The organism is Halarcobacter sp. (assembly GCF_963675975.1).
Classification (GTDB): domain Bacteria; phylum Campylobacterota; class Campylobacteria; order Campylobacterales; family Arcobacteraceae; genus Halarcobacter.
Map to the genome: position 1 here is coordinate 281348 of NZ_OY780939.1, position 17969 is coordinate 299316.

At 27.9% G+C, this 17969-nt stretch carries 21 protein-coding genes; 7 read left to right on the plus strand and 14 right to left on the minus strand.

Annotated features, from left to right (window positions below; translation table 11 throughout):
• Nucleotides 1-11: 11 nt before the first annotated feature.
• Complete coding sequence (rimO, locus tag ACKU3H_RS01355; protein ID WP_320035183.1) at nt 12-1361, plus strand: 30S ribosomal protein S12 methylthiotransferase RimO; 1350 nt, start codon at nt 12-14, stop codon at nt 1359-1361.
• Nucleotide 1362: 1 nt separating this feature from the next.
• Nucleotides 1363-2346, plus strand: a complete 984-nt coding sequence (gene tilS, locus ACKU3H_RS01360) for a tRNA lysidine(34) synthetase TilS (RefSeq protein WP_320035184.1) — start codon at nt 1363-1365, stop codon at nt 2344-2346.
• Here the strand turns inward: tilS and ACKU3H_RS01365 are convergent.
• From ACKU3H_RS01365 to ACKU3H_RS01405, 9 genes are all read right to left on the minus strand, one after another.
• A complete protein-coding gene (locus tag ACKU3H_RS01365; protein WP_320035185.1) occupies nt 2335-2604 on the minus strand; it encodes a hypothetical protein in 270 nt (89 codons plus the stop codon). The two genes, tilS and ACKU3H_RS01365, sit on opposite strands and share 12 nt — an antisense overlap.
• The gene (fliS, locus tag ACKU3H_RS01370) at nt 2580-2936 is read right to left on the minus strand and encodes a flagellar export chaperone FliS (RefSeq protein ID WP_320035186.1); all 357 of its coding nucleotides are present in this window, start codon (nt 2934-2936) and stop codon (nt 2580-2582) included. The genes ACKU3H_RS01365 and fliS overlap by 25 nt, the downstream gene beginning before the upstream one ends.
• Before the next feature lie 130 nt (nt 2937-3066).
• The gene (locus tag ACKU3H_RS01375) at nt 3067-3765 is read right to left on the minus strand and encodes a flagellar basal body L-ring protein FlgH (protein ID WP_320035187.1); all 699 of its coding nucleotides are present in this window, start codon (nt 3763-3765) and stop codon (nt 3067-3069) included.
• Nucleotides 3755-4183, minus strand: a complete 429-nt coding sequence (locus tag ACKU3H_RS01380; protein ID WP_320035188.1) for a hypothetical protein — start codon at nt 4181-4183, stop codon at nt 3755-3757. The genes ACKU3H_RS01375 and ACKU3H_RS01380 overlap by 11 nt, the downstream gene beginning before the upstream one ends.
• Nucleotides 4184-4187: 4 nt before the next feature.
• Nucleotides 4188-4718, minus strand: a complete 531-nt coding sequence (gene fliL, locus ACKU3H_RS01385; protein ID WP_320035189.1) for a flagellar basal body-associated FliL family protein — start codon at nt 4716-4718, stop codon at nt 4188-4190.
• Between the two features lie 2 nt (nt 4719-4720).
• Nucleotides 4721-5221, minus strand: a complete 501-nt coding sequence (locus ACKU3H_RS01390) for a hypothetical protein (RefSeq protein WP_320035190.1) — start codon at nt 5219-5221, stop codon at nt 4721-4723.
• A 3-nt stretch (nt 5222-5224) separates the two neighbouring features.
• Nucleotides 5225-5629, minus strand: a complete 405-nt coding sequence (locus ACKU3H_RS01395) for a hypothetical protein (protein WP_320035191.1) — start codon at nt 5627-5629, stop codon at nt 5225-5227.
• Between the two features lies 1 nt (nt 5630).
• Complete coding sequence (locus ACKU3H_RS01400; protein ID WP_320035192.1) at nt 5631-5891, minus strand: flagellar biosynthetic protein FliQ; 261 nt, start codon at nt 5889-5891, stop codon at nt 5631-5633.
• A gap of 1 nt (nt 5892) precedes the next feature.
• The gene (locus ACKU3H_RS01405) at nt 5893-6903 is read right to left on the minus strand and encodes a hypothetical protein (protein WP_320035193.1); all 1011 of its coding nucleotides are present in this window, start codon (nt 6901-6903) and stop codon (nt 5893-5895) included.
• Between the two features lie 90 nt (nt 6904-6993).
• Here ACKU3H_RS01405 and ACKU3H_RS01410 point away from each other — a divergent pair, with 90 nt between their 5' ends.
• On the plus strand, nt 6994-8046 hold the full coding sequence (locus ACKU3H_RS01410) for a flagellar basal body P-ring protein FlgI (RefSeq protein ID WP_320035194.1): 1053 nt from the start codon (nt 6994-6996) through the stop codon (nt 8044-8046).
• A gap of 1 nt (nt 8047) precedes the next feature.
• Complete coding sequence (gene fliM / locus ACKU3H_RS01415) at nt 8048-9166, plus strand: flagellar motor switch protein FliM (protein ID WP_320035195.1); 1119 nt, start codon at nt 8048-8050, stop codon at nt 9164-9166.
• A gap of 7 nt (nt 9167-9173) precedes the next feature.
• Here the strand turns inward: fliM and pyrC are convergent, their stop codons facing one another.
• The 5 genes from pyrC to amt all read right to left on the minus strand — a co-directional run bounded on the left by pyrC (nt 9174) and on the right by amt (nt 13504).
• Nucleotides 9174-10190, minus strand: a complete 1017-nt coding sequence (pyrC, locus tag ACKU3H_RS01420) for a dihydroorotase (protein WP_320035196.1) — start codon at nt 10188-10190, stop codon at nt 9174-9176.
• A gap of 1 nt (nt 10191) precedes the next feature.
• Nucleotides 10192-10530, minus strand: a complete 339-nt coding sequence (locus ACKU3H_RS01425; RefSeq protein ID WP_320035197.1) for a P-II family nitrogen regulator — start codon at nt 10528-10530, stop codon at nt 10192-10194.
• 72 nt (nt 10531-10602) lie between these two features.
• Complete coding sequence (locus ACKU3H_RS01430; protein ID WP_320035198.1) at nt 10603-11790, minus strand: ammonium transporter; 1188 nt, start codon at nt 11788-11790, stop codon at nt 10603-10605.
• Nucleotides 11791-11929: 139 nt separating this feature from the next.
• Complete coding sequence (locus tag ACKU3H_RS01435) at nt 11930-12268, minus strand: P-II family nitrogen regulator (RefSeq protein ID WP_320035199.1); 339 nt, start codon at nt 12266-12268, stop codon at nt 11930-11932.
• Between the two features lie 21 nt (nt 12269-12289).
• Nucleotides 12290-13504, minus strand: a complete 1215-nt coding sequence (gene amt / locus ACKU3H_RS01440; RefSeq protein ID WP_320035200.1) for an ammonium transporter — start codon at nt 13502-13504, stop codon at nt 12290-12292.
• Between the two features lie 283 nt (nt 13505-13787).
• Between amt and ACKU3H_RS01445 the strand changes: the two genes are divergently transcribed.
• The 3 genes from ACKU3H_RS01445 to ACKU3H_RS01455 are packed head-to-tail and all read left to right on the plus strand — an operon-like array spanning nt 13788 to nt 17969.
• The gene (locus ACKU3H_RS01445; RefSeq protein WP_320035201.1) at nt 13788-14651 is read left to right on the plus strand and encodes a hypothetical protein; all 864 of its coding nucleotides are present in this window, start codon (nt 13788-13790) and stop codon (nt 14649-14651) included.
• Between the two features lie 32 nt (nt 14652-14683).
• Complete coding sequence (locus ACKU3H_RS01450; RefSeq protein ID WP_320035202.1) at nt 14684-15442, plus strand: Fis family transcriptional regulator; 759 nt, start codon at nt 14684-14686, stop codon at nt 15440-15442.
• Nucleotides 15435-17969 carry an HD domain-containing protein gene (locus tag ACKU3H_RS01455; protein WP_320035203.1) on the plus strand — a complete coding sequence of 845 codons (2535 nt, stop codon included), beginning with the start codon at nt 15435-15437 and terminating at the stop codon, nt 17967-17969. The genes ACKU3H_RS01450 and ACKU3H_RS01455 overlap by 8 nt, the downstream gene beginning before the upstream one ends.

Sequence of the window (17969 nt, forward strand, 5' to 3'; positions counted from 1 at the left end):
TAAAATAATATATGAAATTTAGTGAAAACAAACCTCAAAAATCTTTACACTTAGTTAGTCTTGGATGTACAAAAAACCTTGTAGATTCTGAGATCATGTTAGGAAAACTTAAAGAGTATAAAATTACTAACGAACCAGAAACTGCAGATGTAATTATTGTAAATACCTGTGGATTTATTGATAGTGCAAAAGAAGAAAGTATTAATACAATTTTAACTTTACACGATGATAGAAAAGAAGAATCAGTACTTGTTATGGCTGGGTGTTTAAGTGAAAGATATAAAGAGGAACTACAAAAAGAACTTCCCGAAATAGATATTTTTACAGGGGTTGGGGATTATGACAAAATTGATAAACTAGTAGAAGAAAAAAGAAGTTTTTTTACTGACGAAGTTTTTCTTTTAAATGAAGAAAATGACAGAGTTATTACTGGTTCATCATACCATGCATATATAAAACTAAGTGAAGGGTGTAACCAAAGCTGTTCATTTTGTGCTATACCAAACTTTAAAGGTAAGCTTCATTCAAGAACACTTGAATCTTTAGTTAAAGAGGTTAAAAATCTAGTTAAAAATGGTTATACAGATTTCTCTTTTGTTTCACAAGACTCTTCATCTTATTTAAGAGATTTAGATATTAAAGATGGACTTGAAAGATTAATTGAAGAGGTTGAAAAAATTGAAGGTGTTAAAAGCGCAAGAATTCTTTATCTTTACCCTTCTACTACAACTTTAAGTTTGATTGAGAAGATTAAAAACTCAAAGGTATTTGAAAACTATTTTGACATGCCTTTACAACATATTTCATCAAACCTTCTTAAAATTATGAAAAGAGGAAAAGGTGTAGAAAAACTTAAAGAGCTAATGGAGGCTATGAGAAAAGTTCCAAATAGTTTTGTAAGAACAACATTTATTGTTGGACACCCTGGTGAAACTCAAGAAGATTTTGAAGAGCTTTGTAATTATGTAAAAGAATATAAATTTGATAGAGCAAATGTATTTTCATATTCGGATGAAGAGGGTACAAGTGCTTATGATAGAGTAGACAAAATTGAGCAAGAGATTATTGATTCTAGAGCTGAAATTTTAGGTGAAATTATCTCTGAAACAACAAATAACTCTTTTGAAAATGAGATTGGAAAAGAGTTTGAAGTTTATATTGATGGTGAAAGTGAAGAGCACGAATATCTTTTAAGCGCAAGAAAAATAACTTGGGCACCAGATATTGATGGAGAAATCTATATTAACGATAATGAACTATACGATGAAAATGATCCAAAACAATTAGAGTTTGGTAAAATTTATAAAGTAAAAATAACTGAATTAGTTGGAGATAAACTTTTAGCTACAGTTATCAAATAATATGAATCTTAATTTTAATGAAATCAATACCAAAAGAAATCTACTAGCTTTTTCTGCTGGTATTGATTCTACTGCACTATTTTTTCTGCTTTTAGAAAAGAACATACCTTTTGATATAGCTATTGTAAATTATAATGTAAGAGAACAATCAAAAGATGAAGTTGAATATGCAAAAAAGTTAGCCAATAAATACAATAAAAAGATTTATATTAAAAGTATAAAACTAGAAAATATTTCAAACTTTGAAAAAAAAGCAAGAGATATAAGATATGCTTTTTTTGAAGATATAATAGAAGAAAACAATTATGAAACTTTAATAACAGCTCATCAATTAAATGATAAGCTTGAATGGTTTTTAATGCAACTTACACGAGGTGCAGGACTTACAGAACTAATATCTTTTGATAAAATAATACATAAAGATTCATATAAAATATATAGACCTCTTTTAGATATAACAAAACCTAAATTACAAAAATACTTAGATACAAACAATATACAATATTTTATAGATATTACAAATTTTGATGAACAATATAAAAGAAATTTTTTTAGAAAAAACTTTTCAAATGAATTATTAGAAGAGTTTGAAGAGGGTATTAAAAGAAGTTTTGAATATTTACAAAAAGATATTAATTCTTTAAATATTAATCAAACACCTATATATAAAGAGGAACAATTAGAAGTATTTACAAACCAAGAAGATGATAATTTAAATATAAGAGTTATAGATTTAAACCTAAAAAAAAGAGGAATTCTTTTAAGTAAAGCTCAAAGAGATGAGATATTAAAACAAAAAGAATTAGTTATTTCTCATAAAATCTCAATAAGTATAACAGAAAAATATATTTTTATTTCACCTTATGAAAGCTGTATTATGGATAAAAAATTTAAAGAGAAATGTAGATTAGCAAAGATACCAAAAAATAATAGAGCCTATATTTATAAAAAAAATTTATTAGGTGTATTTGAATTAATTATTTAAAAATTTTCTTAATTTTCTATTTTCAACCATCTCTTTTCTTGTTCTTTCTTTATGCTCTTTCAAGAAATTTATGTTTTTATAAAAAAGTTCGTGCAATTTTTTGAAGTCTTCATTGCTTAATTGAAAATCTGTGATTTTTGTTTCTGTAAGATATTTTTCATTCCAGCGAACAAGGGCACTAGCCTTTTCGTAGGAATCTAAAGAATCAATATATATTAATTCTTCAAGGGCCTTTATAGACCAGTTTCCTCTTTCCATGCGTCAATTAAACCTTGTACAACTTTCATCACTTGATTTACTGAATTAATATTATCGTCAATTCCAGCACCGAATAAAGTTTCTATTTGATAAAGATATAAACCATCTAAGTAATAAGATACATCTCCACCTTCAAAATCTAGTACATTTCTAAGTTCATCAAAGATTGCAACTGATTTATTTATATATTTAAACTTTGTTTCAATATCGCCACTTTCCATTGAAGATTTAACAAAAGAAAGATATTTTAGTAAGCCTTCATATAGCTTTAATATTAATAAATATGGATCATCAGACACTGCATTTTGCTGTTGATATGCTTCAATTCCCATAAGATAACTCCATAAATTTATATTGAACAAATAGTATATTATATAAATACTTAAAAAAAGTTATATTTATAAAAATAAATTCAATATTAGAAAAATTATTTTTAAATTATTGAAATAAAAAATAATTTTTCTAAAAAGGCCAGAACATTTGAATAATACTTAAACCCCAAGGAGTACGCATTACATTTTGTTCTTCACCATCTTTTGAATAAAGAATTTTTAAATTTGCTATTTGTGAAGATGAAACTGAATTATCAGCTGTAATATCATAAGGTCTAATTACCCCTGTTAATGTTAAAGACTGTTTTTGCCCATCTATTAACATCTCTTTAGTAGCTTTAATAAAATAGTTTCCATTTTGATATACTTCTTGAATAATTGCAGAAACAGTTGTTGCAAAATCTTCACTCAATTTTGTTTTTACTTCACCACTGTTATCTGTTGAAGAGTTTGTTTCAAATCCTATATCTGTAATAGGATTTAATTTATTTGCAAGTTTTTCAGCAAAGCCACCTTCAGTTCCTGCTCTTGCAACTCCCCCACCAAAAGAGTTAGTTCTATCTGAACTTGTTTCTCTTTTATTGTTTGTATTTGAAGATAAAGATTCATCAATCTCTACTTGCAAAATATCCCCAACTTGTAAATCTTTTTTGTCAGCAAACAAAGATGGTCCCTTGATAGAATATAAGGAACCTTTGTTTTTTCTAAATACCGGTTGTTCTTTTGGAATTTGCTCTTTTGGTTTCGTAAATTCAATATCTGGATTTTGTGTTACACAGCCAATAAAAAGAAAAGGAATCAGAGATAAAAAAATATATTTAATTTGCATTATATTTACTCTCTATTACATATTTTAGATCGATTGCAATTTTTATATCTTTTAAACCTTTTTTAACCAAAGCTGCACTTCCATATCTTACTGTTAATGCATCTAAATTAGTATCAGGATCTACAACAATCAAAGCTCTATTTGATACTATTTTTACATCAATAACTTTTCTTTGACCAATTAGATCAACTGCTGTTTCAATCTCTCTATAAATTATTCGCTCTAATTTTCTAGCACTTTCACTTTTTTCATTAATTTCTATCTGTTTTAATTTTTTTTCATTTTCTAACTGTTCACGCTTTGCATACTCTTCACTCATATGAAAATAGTATGCAATAAGCATTATAACTACTGCACCTATTGAAAGGAGCTTTATTAAAGCTCTTTTTCTACTATTAGTTTTAACAGCTACTATCATATTTTTATTTTATTACAAAAGAAGTAAACAATATTTGTTTTACATTATTCTTTTTAACATCATCATTATTCGAAGTTACTTCATTTATAATTGAATTGATATCATCTAATAATTCTTCTTTTAAAAGTGCTTTACCACCTACTGTTAAAAGCTCTTCTGAACTTCTTGAACTTATTTGTGCTATTACTGAATCAACGATTTCTGGTTTATATTCTTCAACAAGAGCTTCTATTGAAGGTTCTGTACTTTTTATAGAGAATGACAACTTCATTAGTTTTTCTCTACCTTTTGCATTTGTAATATTTAAAACTAAATCATTTATACTTGCTTTATATGTTTCGCTTGAATTACTACTTTCTTGATTTTGTACCTGTTGCTGTCCATTTTGATTTTGTCCATTTAATATTCCACTAGAAAGTAATAAATAACCCCCAATTCCAACTGCTGCTAAAAGTATTACTACTAATACTACTAGTACTATTATTAAACCTTTTCCTCCACCAGATTGTTTTACTTCTTCATTTTCATCAGCCATATTTACCCTTCTTCATTATTATTTACTTTATAGTCCTTTAACATTTGTGTTAATATTGAAGCATTTTTAGGACTTATATATTTCATCAAAGATGTTATATTTTTATCTTTTAATCTTAAGATTATATCAAAAACATCTTCAATTTTTCCCTCAATAATCATTTGATTAAAAATTTCTGCAGCAACTTTTGGTTTCATTTTATTATAAATATTTGCTGTTTTACTATCAACTTCACCTTTAATGTTTTGTAATAATTCTCTATTTTCGTCTCTTAGAGCTTGAATCTGTTTTCTCTCTTTTTCAACTTTTGCTAATAGTGTTTCTAACTCTTTTTTTCTTACTTGATACTCTTTTTCTTTATTATTATAAAAAGTATTCAAATCTTTTTTTAGCTCTTTTATTTCAATTTTTTGTTTAATTAAACTTGCACTACTAACCTCTTGAGCATTTAAACTTATAATAACAAAAAATAACAAAAGTAAAACTTTAAAAATTCTCATCATTCTCTACCCTGTAATATATTTACTCTGCATATACTCACTTGATGCTTCCTCTTCTGCAACTAATATTTGTCTTAATTGCTCTTGTTGTTGCTCTTCTAAAATATATTTAAATTGTTCACTCTCTTTTTGAAGCTCAATTATCTCTTTATTTAATATATCCATTTCTTTATTTAAAATAACTTTCTCTTTTTCAAGTTCTTGAATATGTGCCTTCATTGTATTTTTATGAATTTGCAAAATAGCAAAATCTGAAACTGCACCATATTTTTCAACACTTGTAGTACTTATTTTATTTTCTGTAAACATGATTTCATCATTTATATGACTTATTTTTGAAAGTATTTGACCTTTTTCCATCATTTTTTGGTCAGTTTGCATTTTTTTTAATTCATAAAGTTTTTCTATCATTTTATTGTCCAAAAACCAAAATCATATCCCATAAATCTTTTGTATAGGTTTCAATATTATCCCCAATCCAAGGTAGAGAAATAAGAACAAATACTGAAACAAATATAATTTTAGGAACAAAAGATAAAGATGCATCTGATACTTGTGTAACAGCTTGAAATATTGAAATCACTAATCCAATTACCATACTAACAATTAGGGAAGGTAATCCTAAAATTAGAATGATTTTAACTGTGCTTTCTGCAATACCTATTAAATCCATACTAATCTTTTACTTTAATAGTTATCTCCAGTGTTTTGTTATTAAGAAGTTGAGAAATTAATTTTGCAATATCATCAGCACTAGAACTACCTAAATTTAAACTCTGTGAATTATTTTCTTTTTTATCAATATTAGTAGTATTTATACTTATATCTTTTGCTGGCATTGATTCAGTACCTACTCCATCTAACGCTGCTAATAAATCTGCTTCATTTAATGAATCAAATTCTGAAAATTCATCTGCCATTTCAACTCCTTGGTTTCTATTCTCTTCTTGGAAATTATTATCATTTATATCTTCACTTTTATCAACTTCTATATTACCAAAATCTTCTTCAAAACTCAAATCTTTTAAAGCAAACTCATCATCTTCTAGACTATCATCTTCTTCAACTAAATTATCTAATTCATCAAGTAAAGGGTCGTTTAGCAAAGGATCATTTAGCAATGGATTTTCTTTTTCGTCTTCAATTATAGATTGATCTTCATCATCTTCAATCATAGAAGAGATATCTACTATTTGCTCAATTTTAGGTTCATCTTCACTTGGACTCAATAACTCTTTGAGTTCTTCATCTAATTGAATATAATCATTAGAATCTTCATTATCATAAGCATCTTCAACAATTTCTACTATTGATTCTTGAATTCTTTCAGATTCATTACTATCTATTGCAGCATCTAATTTATTTTTTATATGGTTTGAAAGTTCTTCCATAGAATCAACTGACATATCTCCAATCCCATGATCTAGCAAATACTCTTGTTCAATACCATCTTTAGGTTTAAAAAGTTTGATTTTATTATTTAATGAGTTTTTCTTAATGATTTTAGAATCATCAATCAAATAAATATTATTTGGATTATCTTGGATTGCGTTTTTTAAGTCTTCTAAGGTATCAAGATCTATTACTTCCCCATTATCACCCAATCTAAATTTTATGTTAGAATGTTCCAATAGTTCATGTATATCTTTTTTAAAATCATCACTACCATAAATATAAATAATCAAAAGATATCCTAATATTATTTTTTGCTTGATTATACCTATATTTTATATAATTTTAGATAAAATTTAAACAACTATGTCCGAGGTGCAAAATTGAGATTTCTTATAACGTTAATTTTCATTGTTAATTCAGTTTTTGCTGTAACAATAAAAGATATATCAAATATTGTGGGAATAAGAGATAACCAATTAATTGGTTATGGACTTGTAGTTGGACTTGCAGGAACAGGTGATAAATCACAGTTTACTATGCAGAGTCTACAAAATTTACTTAGAAATTCTTATATAAAAATTCCTACATCATCGATTAAATCAAAAAATATAGCAGCAGTAATGGTTACTGCCGATTTACCAGCCTTTTCTAGACAAGGTGATAAGATTAAAATAAAAGTTTCAGCAATTGGTGATGCAAAATCAATAGACCATGGAGAACTTCTTTTAACACAATTAAAAGCTGTTGATGGTCAAGTTTATGCTTTAGCTCAAGGAACTATTGTTGCTGATGCAAAAAATAATACAACTGGTTTTATTTATGATGGGGCTACAATAGAAAATGAAGTAGACTATTCATTACAAGATGAAAACTCTATAACTTTAAGTCTTTTAAAAAATGATGCTAAACAAGCTTATGAGATAGAAAAAAGAATAAATGAAACTTTTGGGGCGAGACTTGCAATGGCTACAGATACAAGAACTGTAGAGGTTAGAAAACCTCAAAATATTTCAACTGTTAAGTTTATTTCTGACGTTCAAAGTATCCAATTAGATTCTGATTTTAAAAAGAAAATTATTATAGATATGCAAAGAGAAACAATTATTGCAGGAGCAGATATTCAAATTGATCCAGTTACAGTTGCAAGAGAAAATTTTACAATTAGAATAAAAAAATCTGCACTAAGTGAAGAGGAATGGGACGATCCACAGGAAAATCCAGGTAGAGATATTGGAGACAGTGTAAAACTTGATAATAAACCTGTGGCTGTAAATATTGACAATACTCTTTTAAATAGTAAAAATACACCAACAGTATCTGACTTAGTTAGAGCCATGAAAGTTATGCAACTTCCTATGACAGATATTATTGATACTATAAAAATGATAAAAGAACTAGGTGCATTAAATGTTGAATTGGAGATAAGAGGATAAAATGGCTGAATTTTTAAGTCAAGATGAAATTGATGCACTTTTAGATATAGCAGAAGCTGGAGAAGAGATTGATACCAACTCTGAAGAGCAAATTATATCTAAAGAGAAAAACTACTCTATTTACGATTTTAAAAAACCAAATAGAATATCAAATGAACAATTTAAAGCATTTTCAACACTACATGACAAGATGTTAAGGGATTTAATTACAGATCTTTCTGCAATGCTTAGAAAAGTTGTTGATATTAAATTATATTCAATTGAGCAAATGACTTATGGGGAATTTATTCTTTCAATTCCACAATTAACTTCACTTAATACTTTATCAATTAAACCTCTTGATGGAAGAATAGTTGTTGAGTGTAACCCTGGAATTTCTCATAAAATTATTGCAGAACTCTTAGGTAGTGGTGCAGTTGCAGCCAGTGATAACCTTGATAGAGAACTAACAGAAATAGAAGTTAATATTTTTGAACATTTTTATAAGATGTTTGTAAAACATATGTACAAAGCTTGGCAAGAAGTTACAACATTAAACTTTAAAATTGAATCAAGAGATACAAATGCAAACGCCATTCAAATTATCTCAGACCACGAAATTGTACTTTTAGTTGTATTGGAGATTACAATTGATGAGGAATCAGGTTTCTTATCTATTTGTTATCCTATAGCTTATATTGAGCCTTTATTAAATAAAATTGTTGAAAAGATGTTTAATGAAGGTAAAAATAAAAAAGCTAGTAGAAAGCCAGATATTACGACATTAATCTCAGGTGCTAAAATGAGTGTAGAAGCTATTATGGCAGAAACAGAGCTTACGGTAGGAGAATTATTAAAACTAAAAGCAAATGATATTATTGTTTTTAATAAAAATGCTACATCTTCATCTTCTAAAATTTATATTAATAGTACAGAAAAGTTTTTAGGTGTTTCTGGAGTATCAAGTAATAGAAAAGCTATTCAAATGAAAGCTAATATTGACCATGAAAAACAAGAAACATTAGAAATATTAAGAAATATGAGAGAAGAAAGAATCAAAAAAACTGAAGAATCTAATGCAAATATTAAACGTCTTTTAAAAGAAAGAGGTCTAAGTTCTAGGCCCCCTTCAAGTGAGTAGTTAAGAACTACTCTTCTATACTCCAAGATAGTTTTTCCCCTGCAAACATAGGTACAACTAATTCTTCATTATATCTATATGCATCTGGAACAAAAAAATCTTTTTTTATTAATTTTATTAATTTCTCTTTTGGTTTATAATTATAAATTTTTTGTGCATTTAGACTTACAAAGCTATTTAGATTTTCTAGTTTTCCATTTTTTTCAAATAGGTCAGCTAATACTTGTAAAGCTATTGGAGAAGTGAACACTCCTGCAGCACATCCACAACACTCTTTTTTATGTTTAGGATGAGGAGCTGAATCACTTCCAAACATAAGCTTTGAATGCGCATTTAAAGCGGCTTCCAATAAAGCACTTCTATCTTCTGGTCTTTTTGCTATTGGTTTACAAAAAAGATGTGGTTGTAACATCCCCCCAGCTACATCATCTAATGTAATAAGTAAATGATGTAAAGTTACAGTTGCATGTAAATTATCATATTTATCCAATAAATTCACAGCATCTTTTGTTGTAATATGTTCCATAATAATTTTTAAATCTGGAAAAGCAGAAGCAATTGATTCATAAATTGGCATAAACTCTTTTTCTCTATCCATCACAAATCCATTAGTTTCTCCATGAATACATAATGGAATTCCTAATTTACTCATTGACTCTAAAGTTGGTCTTAATTCTTCAACATCCATTGAAGCTACACCAGTTTCTGAGTTTGTTGTTATACCAGCAGGATAAAGTTTAATTGCAATTATTTCATCTTTCATCTCTTCTAAAAATTCATACGAATAATCATTTTTGAAAAAAAGAGTCATTTTTGGTTCAAATTCATCATTTCCACTAGCTTCAATAATTCTTTGTTTATATGCTAATAAAGCCTCTTTTGTAGTAATAGGTGGTACTAAATTTGGCATAACTAAAGCACCTGCAAATGTTTTTGAACTTAAAGGAGCAACAAGCTTTAGCATCTCTTCATCTCTTAGATGAAGATGCATATCTAAAGCTGTATTTACTGTAAAAGTTTGCATATTATAATGCGTCCTCGTCTTCTTCACCAGTTCTAATTCTTACAGTTTTTTCAATTGAAGAAACAAATATTTTACCATCTCCAATTTTTCCAGTTTTTGCAGAATTTATAATAAGATCAATAGTAGAATCTACATCTTCTTCTGCAACAACTAATTCAATTTTAATTTTTGGTAAAAAATCAACTACATATTCTGCACCTCTATATAATTCAGAGTGACCTTGTTGTCTACCATAACCTTTAACATCAGCAACAGTCATCCCTGTGATTCCTGCTTGTGTTAATGCATCTTTTACATCTTCTAATTTAAATGGTTTAATTACTGCTTCAATTTTTTTCATAATAATCCTTTTTTTATATTTTTATATTTTAACTAAAAAAATTTAAAATAACTCTTGATTTCAAAAGTAGTTTTAGAATGCTCTTTTAAATTCTGGGTATGCTTCTAAACCACATTCATCAACATCTAAGCCTTGCATCTCTTCATCTCTATCTGCTCTTAATGGAATTATTTTATTAATAATATATAAAACTACAAATGATACCACAAATGCAAATGCCCCAACAACAACTACACCTTTTAGTTGACCTAAAAACGTAATATCATCACCATTACTTGCAAAAATTCCTACTGCTAAAGTTCCCCAAATACCATTTAAAAGGTGTACTGATAAAGCCCCAACAGGATCATCAAGTCTTAATTTATCAAATAGTGATACACCAATTACTACAATTAAACCACCAATTGCACCAATTAAAATTGGAGTATAAATATTATATAAATCTGGTCCAGCAGTAATTGCAACTAAACCACCTAAAGCACCATTTAAAATCATTGTAATATCAAGTTTTTTATATAAAATATACATCATAATACCAACAACAATTGCACCTGCAAGACCTGCTGTATTTGTATTCATAATAGTTAGTGCAACTGCATCAGCAGCTTCTTTTGAAGATATAGAACCTACACTTCCTCCATTAAATCCAAACCATCCAATCCATAAAAGGAAAGCTCCTAATGTAACTAAAGGTATATTTGATGCAGGAATAACTCTAACACCACCCTCTTTAGTATATCTTCCATGTCTAGAACCAATAATTAAAATTGCAGCTAAAAGTGCCCATCCACCAGTAGAGTGTATTACTGTCGAACCTGCTAAATCATACATGTTTATATCAAAAAATGTTCCATCTAACATATCACTTCCCCAAGACCAATTCACTACTGTAGGATAAATAAATCCACCCATTATTACAGTAAATATTGCCAAAGGAATCACTTTTGCTCTTTCACTAACTCCCCCTGACATAATATTTATAACTTTCCCAACAAATGCCATTTGAAATAAAAAAGCTGCCCATTTAGACATTGAATCACTACCAAAGTCTCCAAAGGCTATAGAGTACCCAACTAATAAAAATGCTAATGATGCTATTGCATAAATCATTGTATTTACCATTAACACAGCTGAAACATTTTTTGTTCTAACAAGTCCAGCTTCTAACATGGCAAAACCTGGTACCATAAAGATGATTAGTGTCATTGCAAAAATTGCAAAAAAAGTATCAATAACATAACTTATTGATTGTAAGTCCATATTTAAATCCTCGCTTTCTCTGATTGGCGAGTATTATATATTTTTTTTAAGATTTTAAAAAGTAGTCTTTTGTATATTTTATATACATATATATAAAGACTATATAGAAGAGGAGAAAATCTCCATCTTCCATAAAATGTTATACTGCTTCAGAACCTCTTTGTTCTGTTCTAATTCTAACAACTTCATCAACTGAAGTAACGAATATTTTACCGTCACCGATTTTTCCAGTTTTTGCAGCTTCAACAATCACATTGATTGTAGAATCTACATCTTCTTCATTAACGATAACTTCGATTTTAATTTTAGCTAAGAAATCAACCACATACTCAGCCCCTCTGTATAATTCAGAGTGACCTTGTTGTCTTCCGTATCCTTTTACATCAGATACAGTCATACCAGCGATTCCATTTTCAACTAATGCTTCTTTTACATCTTCAAGTTTAAACGGTTTAATAATTGCTTCTATTTTCTTCATTATATAATCCTACCTATCTTATTAAGCTTTTTTGAATTCTGGGTAACACTCTAATCCAGTTTCGTGGATATCAAGTCCAGTAATTTCAGTCTCTTCATCTACTCTTAATCCCATGATTACATCTAAAATCTTCCATACAATGAATGATACGATGAATACAAATGCACCAATTACAACAACACCTTTGATTTGAGCAAGGATTGTTACATCTGGATTAAAGATACCAACTGCGATAGTTCCCCAGATACCAGCAACTAAGTGAACAGATAATGCACCAACAGGATCATCAATTTTTAACTTATCGAAGAATGGTACAGCAAATACTACAAGAGCACCACCAACAAGACCTTCAATAAATGCAACTAACATACCTAAGTCTGGACCAGCTGTACAAGATACAAGACCAGCTAAAGCACCATTTAATACCATAGTTAAATCAACTTTTTTGTATAGAAGTTGAGTTAATAATGCAGCCATAACAGCACCAGCTGCAGCAGCCATATTTGTATCAGCAACAACTAAAGCAATTCCATCAATATCAGCTTTTGAACCTAATGCTAATTGAGAACCACCATTGAATCCAAACCATCCCATCCATAGAATGAATGTACCTAATGTAGCAAGTGTTAAGTTTGAACCAGGAATTGGTCTTACTTTACCATCTTTAGTATATTTACCTTTTCTAGCACCTAAGATTAATACACCAGCTAATGCTGCCCATCCACCAACAGAGTGAACAATTGTAGAACCTGCGAAGTCAGAGAATCCTGCGATTAATCCACCTAACTCAGTTCCACCCCATGTCCAGTGACCTTGAATTGGATAAATTACACCACTTAAAACAACAACGAATATTAAGAATGGCCATAATTTCATTCTTTCAGCAATTGTTCCAGAGATTACTGATGCTGCAGTTGCAACGAACATAACTTGGAAGAAAAAGTCTGCTGCTGCTGGGTAAGAAGCATCAGCTGCACTTTCCATTGAAATTGTTGAGAAGCTTCCCATGAAAGCTGAACCATCACCATACATTAAATTGTATCCAATGAAATAGTACATAATACAAGAGATTGCAAATAATGCAATATTTTTAGTTAATACTGTCGCATTATTTTTAGTTCTTGTTAAACCTGATTCTAGCATAGCAAAACCTGCTGCCATCCACATTACTAATACACCAGAAAACACAAATAGAAAACCATCTAATATGTATTTTAAGTCGTTAAAATTTTCCATATTTTTCCTTTTCCAAAATAAATATGCTGAAATTGTATCAGATAAATAAATCAATTTCCCACTTTTTATGTATATATTTTATACAGTATTATATAAAATATCTCTAATCCTATAATATAAATCCCTATTTTATGGGCTCTATAAAAAACTTACATTTTTGTAGATTGCTTTATTCTCTTCTTTAATAATTGAACAGATTTTTATTTTTTAGATAATTGTTTAGTTTTTATACATATATTTTATATACAGTATGATATAATATATGATTAATTAAGGAGAATAGATGAAAGAATACTTAGAAGTATATTTTCAAAATCAAGAAAAAATAGAAAACTTTTTACAAGAAAGCCTTTTAAAACTTGGGGAACTAAAGTGTTTAAGAGAACAAAACTTTAAAGAGATTTTTTCTATGTTTCCATCTTTGGAATTAGTATATATAATAAACAAAGATACTAAATTACAAATTTCTCCTAATTTTTATAAAAATAATAATATTGATAAAAGTGCACAAAATATATCAAGAGAGTATTTAATATCTAAATTACATTTTAAAGAGAATAGTGCAGCAGCATTTAGTACTCCATATGTTAGTAGTGCTACAAGAAATAGTTGTGTGACTGTTTCAGTAAAAGAGGGTAATTACATTTTATTTTTTGATTTTAAAATTGAATCTTTATTGGAAAGATTAAATTTAATAGAATTAAACAAGCCCTTTCATACTGTGACAAAAGCATTTTATACAATTGCTGGTTATTCGATGTTTTTATTATCAATTTTTATGGTTTGTTATTCTATGTATGACTTTGTCCATTCGTTTATGGTAAAGGGTATATTCAATCTTGACACTATATTTAAACCAATTATTGCCTTAACCTTAGGTGTTGCAATTTTTGATTTGGCAAAAACAATATTAGAACAAGAGGTTTACTTTAAAAGTTATTCTAAAAACTCAAAAGTTGAAACAAAGATGATAACAAAGTTTTTAATTTCAATTATTATTGCTTTATCGATTGAAGCTTTAATGGTTGTATTTAAAATAGCAATTAATGACTATGATAAGATGATTAATGCTTTATATCTTATAACTGGTATCTCGCTTATCTTAATCGCTTTATCTATATTTATATATTTAACAAAAAAGAAATAAACATTTAATATAATTAATCAAGAAGGTAAAAAATGGAAAATTATATAGCAATATCTAAAAATTCTAAAGAGATTTTAAACTCTGCACATCTATTACAAAGTGTAGAGGTAAATGCTTTAATATCAGGAGAAGCCGGTGTAGGTAAAAAATCTTTATCTCAATATATAGTTCCTAAAGCTCCAGTTTTTAAAGCAAAAAACTTACAACAAGATATTAGTGACAATATAATAAATCTGCAAAACTGTTCAGTTATTATTGATAAAATAGAAAATATTACAAATGTAGACCTATTTATAAACTGGGCAAATGAAAATGGGATTAGAGTTATAGCAACAACTCTAAAAGATGAACTTAACAGTAAACTATCTGAGCTTTTCTCAATCACTATTGAGCTTCCACCTTTAAGGGATAGAGAAGAGGATGTAAAAGCACTAACTCAAAAGTTCTCAAAAGAAGCGAGTATTACACTAGATTTAGATCAAATTATACCTTCAAAACTTATGATTAATATCTCTAATAATGCTCACAGTTTAAGAAAATCAATTTACTTTTCATATCTTTTTGAAACAATTGGAGAAGATGAGATACTGATGTTTATGGAAAACTATATGTATGCTAATATGAAAGGTGAAAACTCTTATAAAGATTTCCTTTATCTGTTAGAAGTTCCTATTTTAAAAGCAGCAAATAAAAAATATAAATCACAAGTTCAAATGGCTAAACATCTTGGATTAAATAGAATTACTCTTAGAAAAAAACTAGATATTCATAAGGAATATTTGAATGACTGAATTAAATATTCAGATTGAAGAACTAATATCAAAAAATGCGCAAGACTTTGAGATATCAAAAGTTTTTAGAACCTATTATAAAGATTATGTTTCATCGATTGACACAACTTTAGAAACAACTGGGGGTAAAGACTTTTTTGTAAAACATACAAAACATACAGATAAGTTTTTAATTCAACTTTATAAATATATTCTTAGAAAACATTTTGGGGATTATCAACCAATGAGCTCTTCTATTCCAGTAACCTTAGTTGCTTTAGGAAGTTATGGAAGAGAACAATTATGTATCTATTCTGATGTTGATTTAATGATCCTTTATCAAGATATAAAAGGATATAACCTAAGACCTATTATGGAAGAGTTAGTTACTCTTGCTTGGGATTGTGGTTTAAAATTAGGTTCAAGAGTTCATGAAATAAAAGAGATTGAAGAGGGTGTAAAAGAAGATATTACAATTAAAACCTCTATTTTAGAATCAAGAATCATTTATGGTTCAAAACACCTTTGGTATGCCTATGAAAATATCCTAAGAAAAATAAGAAAAACAGACCAAAAAGAGTTTATCCAAGAAAAACTTGAAGAACACAAACAAAGACTTTTAAAATATCCTCTAAAAATGGAACCAAATATCAAAGATGGATATGGAGGTATGAGAGAATCAAATATGGTTTTCTGGATGGCAACTGTTATTTTTGGTGTTTATGATACAAAAGAGTTAATAGGAAAAGAGTTTACTGAAGATGAATATAAAAAATATAGAGCAGCCTTAGAATATATTTTTCAAGTAAGAAATGCTTTACACAATATTGCAAAGAAAAAATTAGATGTGGTTAATTTTGATCTACTACCGGAGCTTAGTAGTAAATTAGGATTTGCACATACTCCTAGGATGACAAAAGAGCGTCAGTGTATGGCAAAAATACTTGAGTCATTACATAGAATTCATTTTTTCTCTTCTGTGATGGTAAAAAAATTTACTAGAAGAATAATTTATGAAAATAAAAATATATCTTTACTAAAAGAGTATAGATATAAAAAAGATATTTATATTATTGATGGTAAATTATACACCTCATTTAGTGTAAAACCTAAACCTTTAGTTCAATTTTTAAAAGAATTAATTGAATTACCTGATACTGTAAAAATTTTTGATAGGTCTTATGTTTATTATGCAAGTAAAACTATTTTGCCTACAAAACAAACTCAAGAGTTAAAAAGAACATTAAAAGTCTTATTGTATAAACCAAATCTATATCCATTGATAAAATTAATTTATAATAGTAGATTATTTCAAGCAATCTTACCAATAACTAAAAAAATAGTTAATCAACCTCAATTTGATGGATATCATCAGCATCCAGTAGATGTTCACTCTATAAAAGCATTAAAAAAACTTGAAGAGATTAAAGACCCATATGTTAATGAGTTATATGAAAGTTTAGAAGAGAAAGAAAAAGCAATTGTTAGAATGGTAACTTTGCTTCATGATGTAGGTAAAGGAAGAGTTACAGACCACCATATTTCAGGGGAAAAGCTTTTCAAAAATATGACAACTGCTTATAACTTTGACCATGAACATATCCAAATAGGTTCTTTATTAGTTAGATATCATAATATGATGAGTAAAGTTGCAAGTAGTGAAGATATTTATTCAGAAAAAGTGATTTTATCTTTTACGGCATTAGTTAAATCTAAACTTGCATTAAAAATGCTTTTTATTGTTACCTATGCAGATATTTCAGCTGTAGGTGAAAGTATTTATAAAAGTGCTACAGCTTCTTTATTAAAACAGTTATATTTACAATCTTTACCTGCATTTGAGAATACTGCACTTCTTACAGAAAGTGCAAGAAGAAATGCAAAACAAGAAAGAATTAAAAAACTAAATAAATTTAAAACTCTTTCAAATATTATGAAGAAAAAGATTTTCTATATTTCTTCAAATCATATGTTCTTAAAAATGAAATCTAATGAGATTATTGATATTGCAGTAAAAGCTCAAAATATCGATACCTTTGATTATGAAATACTAAATGAAAACAATTTAGTTATCAGAATCATTAGAAAAGTACCCCTTAATCTAGGATTTTTACTTGGAAGACTAGAGTTTTTAAATATCTCTACAATGAATATTTTCAAACTATATGATGAAAAGAAATTTTTTGAGATTAGTTTTTCTGAGAAAGTTGATGATGAAGATATATTATTTATTTCACAAATCATTGAAAGCTCTTTTGATATGACTAAGAAAACAAAATTAAATATTCCAATAATTAAAAAAGATGGTATAACTATAGATTGTAATCACACTACATATTTAGCATCTATGCAAGTAATAGCTAAGGATCAAAAAGGTTTATTAGCATACATTGCAAAAGTTTTTGATGACTATGGAATAGAGATTGAGACTGCAAAATTAAGCTCAATAAAAAATAAAGCAAAAGATCTTTTCCTTATAGAAAAAAATGGAAACTTCTGTGCAAAACAAGAACAGATTATTGAAAATCTATGTGTAGATGGGAAATAA

Bases quoted from the DNA above. Each gene is read 5' to 3' on its own strand.
- rimO (WP_320035183.1), top strand. From the start codon at position 12: ATGAAATTTAGTGAAAACAAACCTCAAAAATCTTTACACTTAGTTAGT.
- tilS (WP_320035184.1), top strand. From the start codon at position 1,363: ATGAATCTTAATTTTAATGAAATCAATACCAAAAGAAATCTACTAGCT.
- ACKU3H_RS01365 (WP_320035185.1), bottom strand. From the start codon at position 2,604: ATGGAAAGAGGAAACTGGTCTATAAAGGCCCTTGAAGAATTAATATAT.
- fliS (WP_320035186.1), bottom strand. From the start codon at position 2,936: ATGGGAATTGAAGCATATCAACAGCAAAATGCAGTGTCTGATGATCCA.
- ACKU3H_RS01375 (WP_320035187.1), bottom strand. From the start codon at position 3,765: ATGCAAATTAAATATATTTTTTTATCTCTGATTCCTTTTCTTTTTATT.
- ACKU3H_RS01380 (WP_320035188.1), bottom strand. From the start codon at position 4,183: ATGATAGTAGCTGTTAAAACTAATAGTAGAAAAAGAGCTTTAATAAAG.
- fliL (WP_320035189.1), bottom strand. From the start codon at position 4,718: ATGGCTGATGAAAATGAAGAAGTAAAACAATCTGGTGGAGGAAAAGGT.
- ACKU3H_RS01390 (WP_320035190.1), bottom strand. From the start codon at position 5,221: ATGATGAGAATTTTTAAAGTTTTACTTTTGTTATTTTTTGTTATTATA.
- ACKU3H_RS01395 (WP_320035191.1), bottom strand. From the start codon at position 5,629: ATGATAGAAAAACTTTATGAATTAAAAAAAATGCAAACTGACCAAAAA.
- ACKU3H_RS01400 (WP_320035192.1), bottom strand. From the start codon at position 5,891: ATGGATTTAATAGGTATTGCAGAAAGCACAGTTAAAATCATTCTAATT.
- fliM (WP_320035195.1), top strand. From the start codon at position 8,048: ATGGCTGAATTTTTAAGTCAAGATGAAATTGATGCACTTTTAGATATA.
- pyrC (WP_320035196.1), bottom strand. From the start codon at position 10,190: ATGCAAACTTTTACAGTAAATACAGCTTTAGATATGCATCTTCATCTA.
- ACKU3H_RS01425 (WP_320035197.1), bottom strand. From the start codon at position 10,530: ATGAAAAAAATTGAAGCAGTAATTAAACCATTTAAATTAGAAGATGTA.
- ACKU3H_RS01430 (WP_320035198.1), bottom strand. From the start codon at position 11,790: ATGGACTTACAATCAATAAGTTATGTTATTGATACTTTTTTTGCAATT.
- ACKU3H_RS01435 (WP_320035199.1), bottom strand. From the start codon at position 12,268: ATGAAGAAAATAGAAGCAATTATTAAACCGTTTAAACTTGAAGATGTA.
- amt (WP_320035200.1), bottom strand. From the start codon at position 13,504: ATGGAAAATTTTAACGACTTAAAATACATATTAGATGGTTTTCTATTT.
- ACKU3H_RS01445 (WP_320035201.1), top strand. From the start codon at position 13,788: ATGAAAGAATACTTAGAAGTATATTTTCAAAATCAAGAAAAAATAGAA.
- ACKU3H_RS01450 (WP_320035202.1), top strand. From the start codon at position 14,684: ATGGAAAATTATATAGCAATATCTAAAAATTCTAAAGAGATTTTAAAC.
- ACKU3H_RS01455 (WP_320035203.1), top strand. From the start codon at position 15,435: ATGACTGAATTAAATATTCAGATTGAAGAACTAATATCAAAAAATGCG.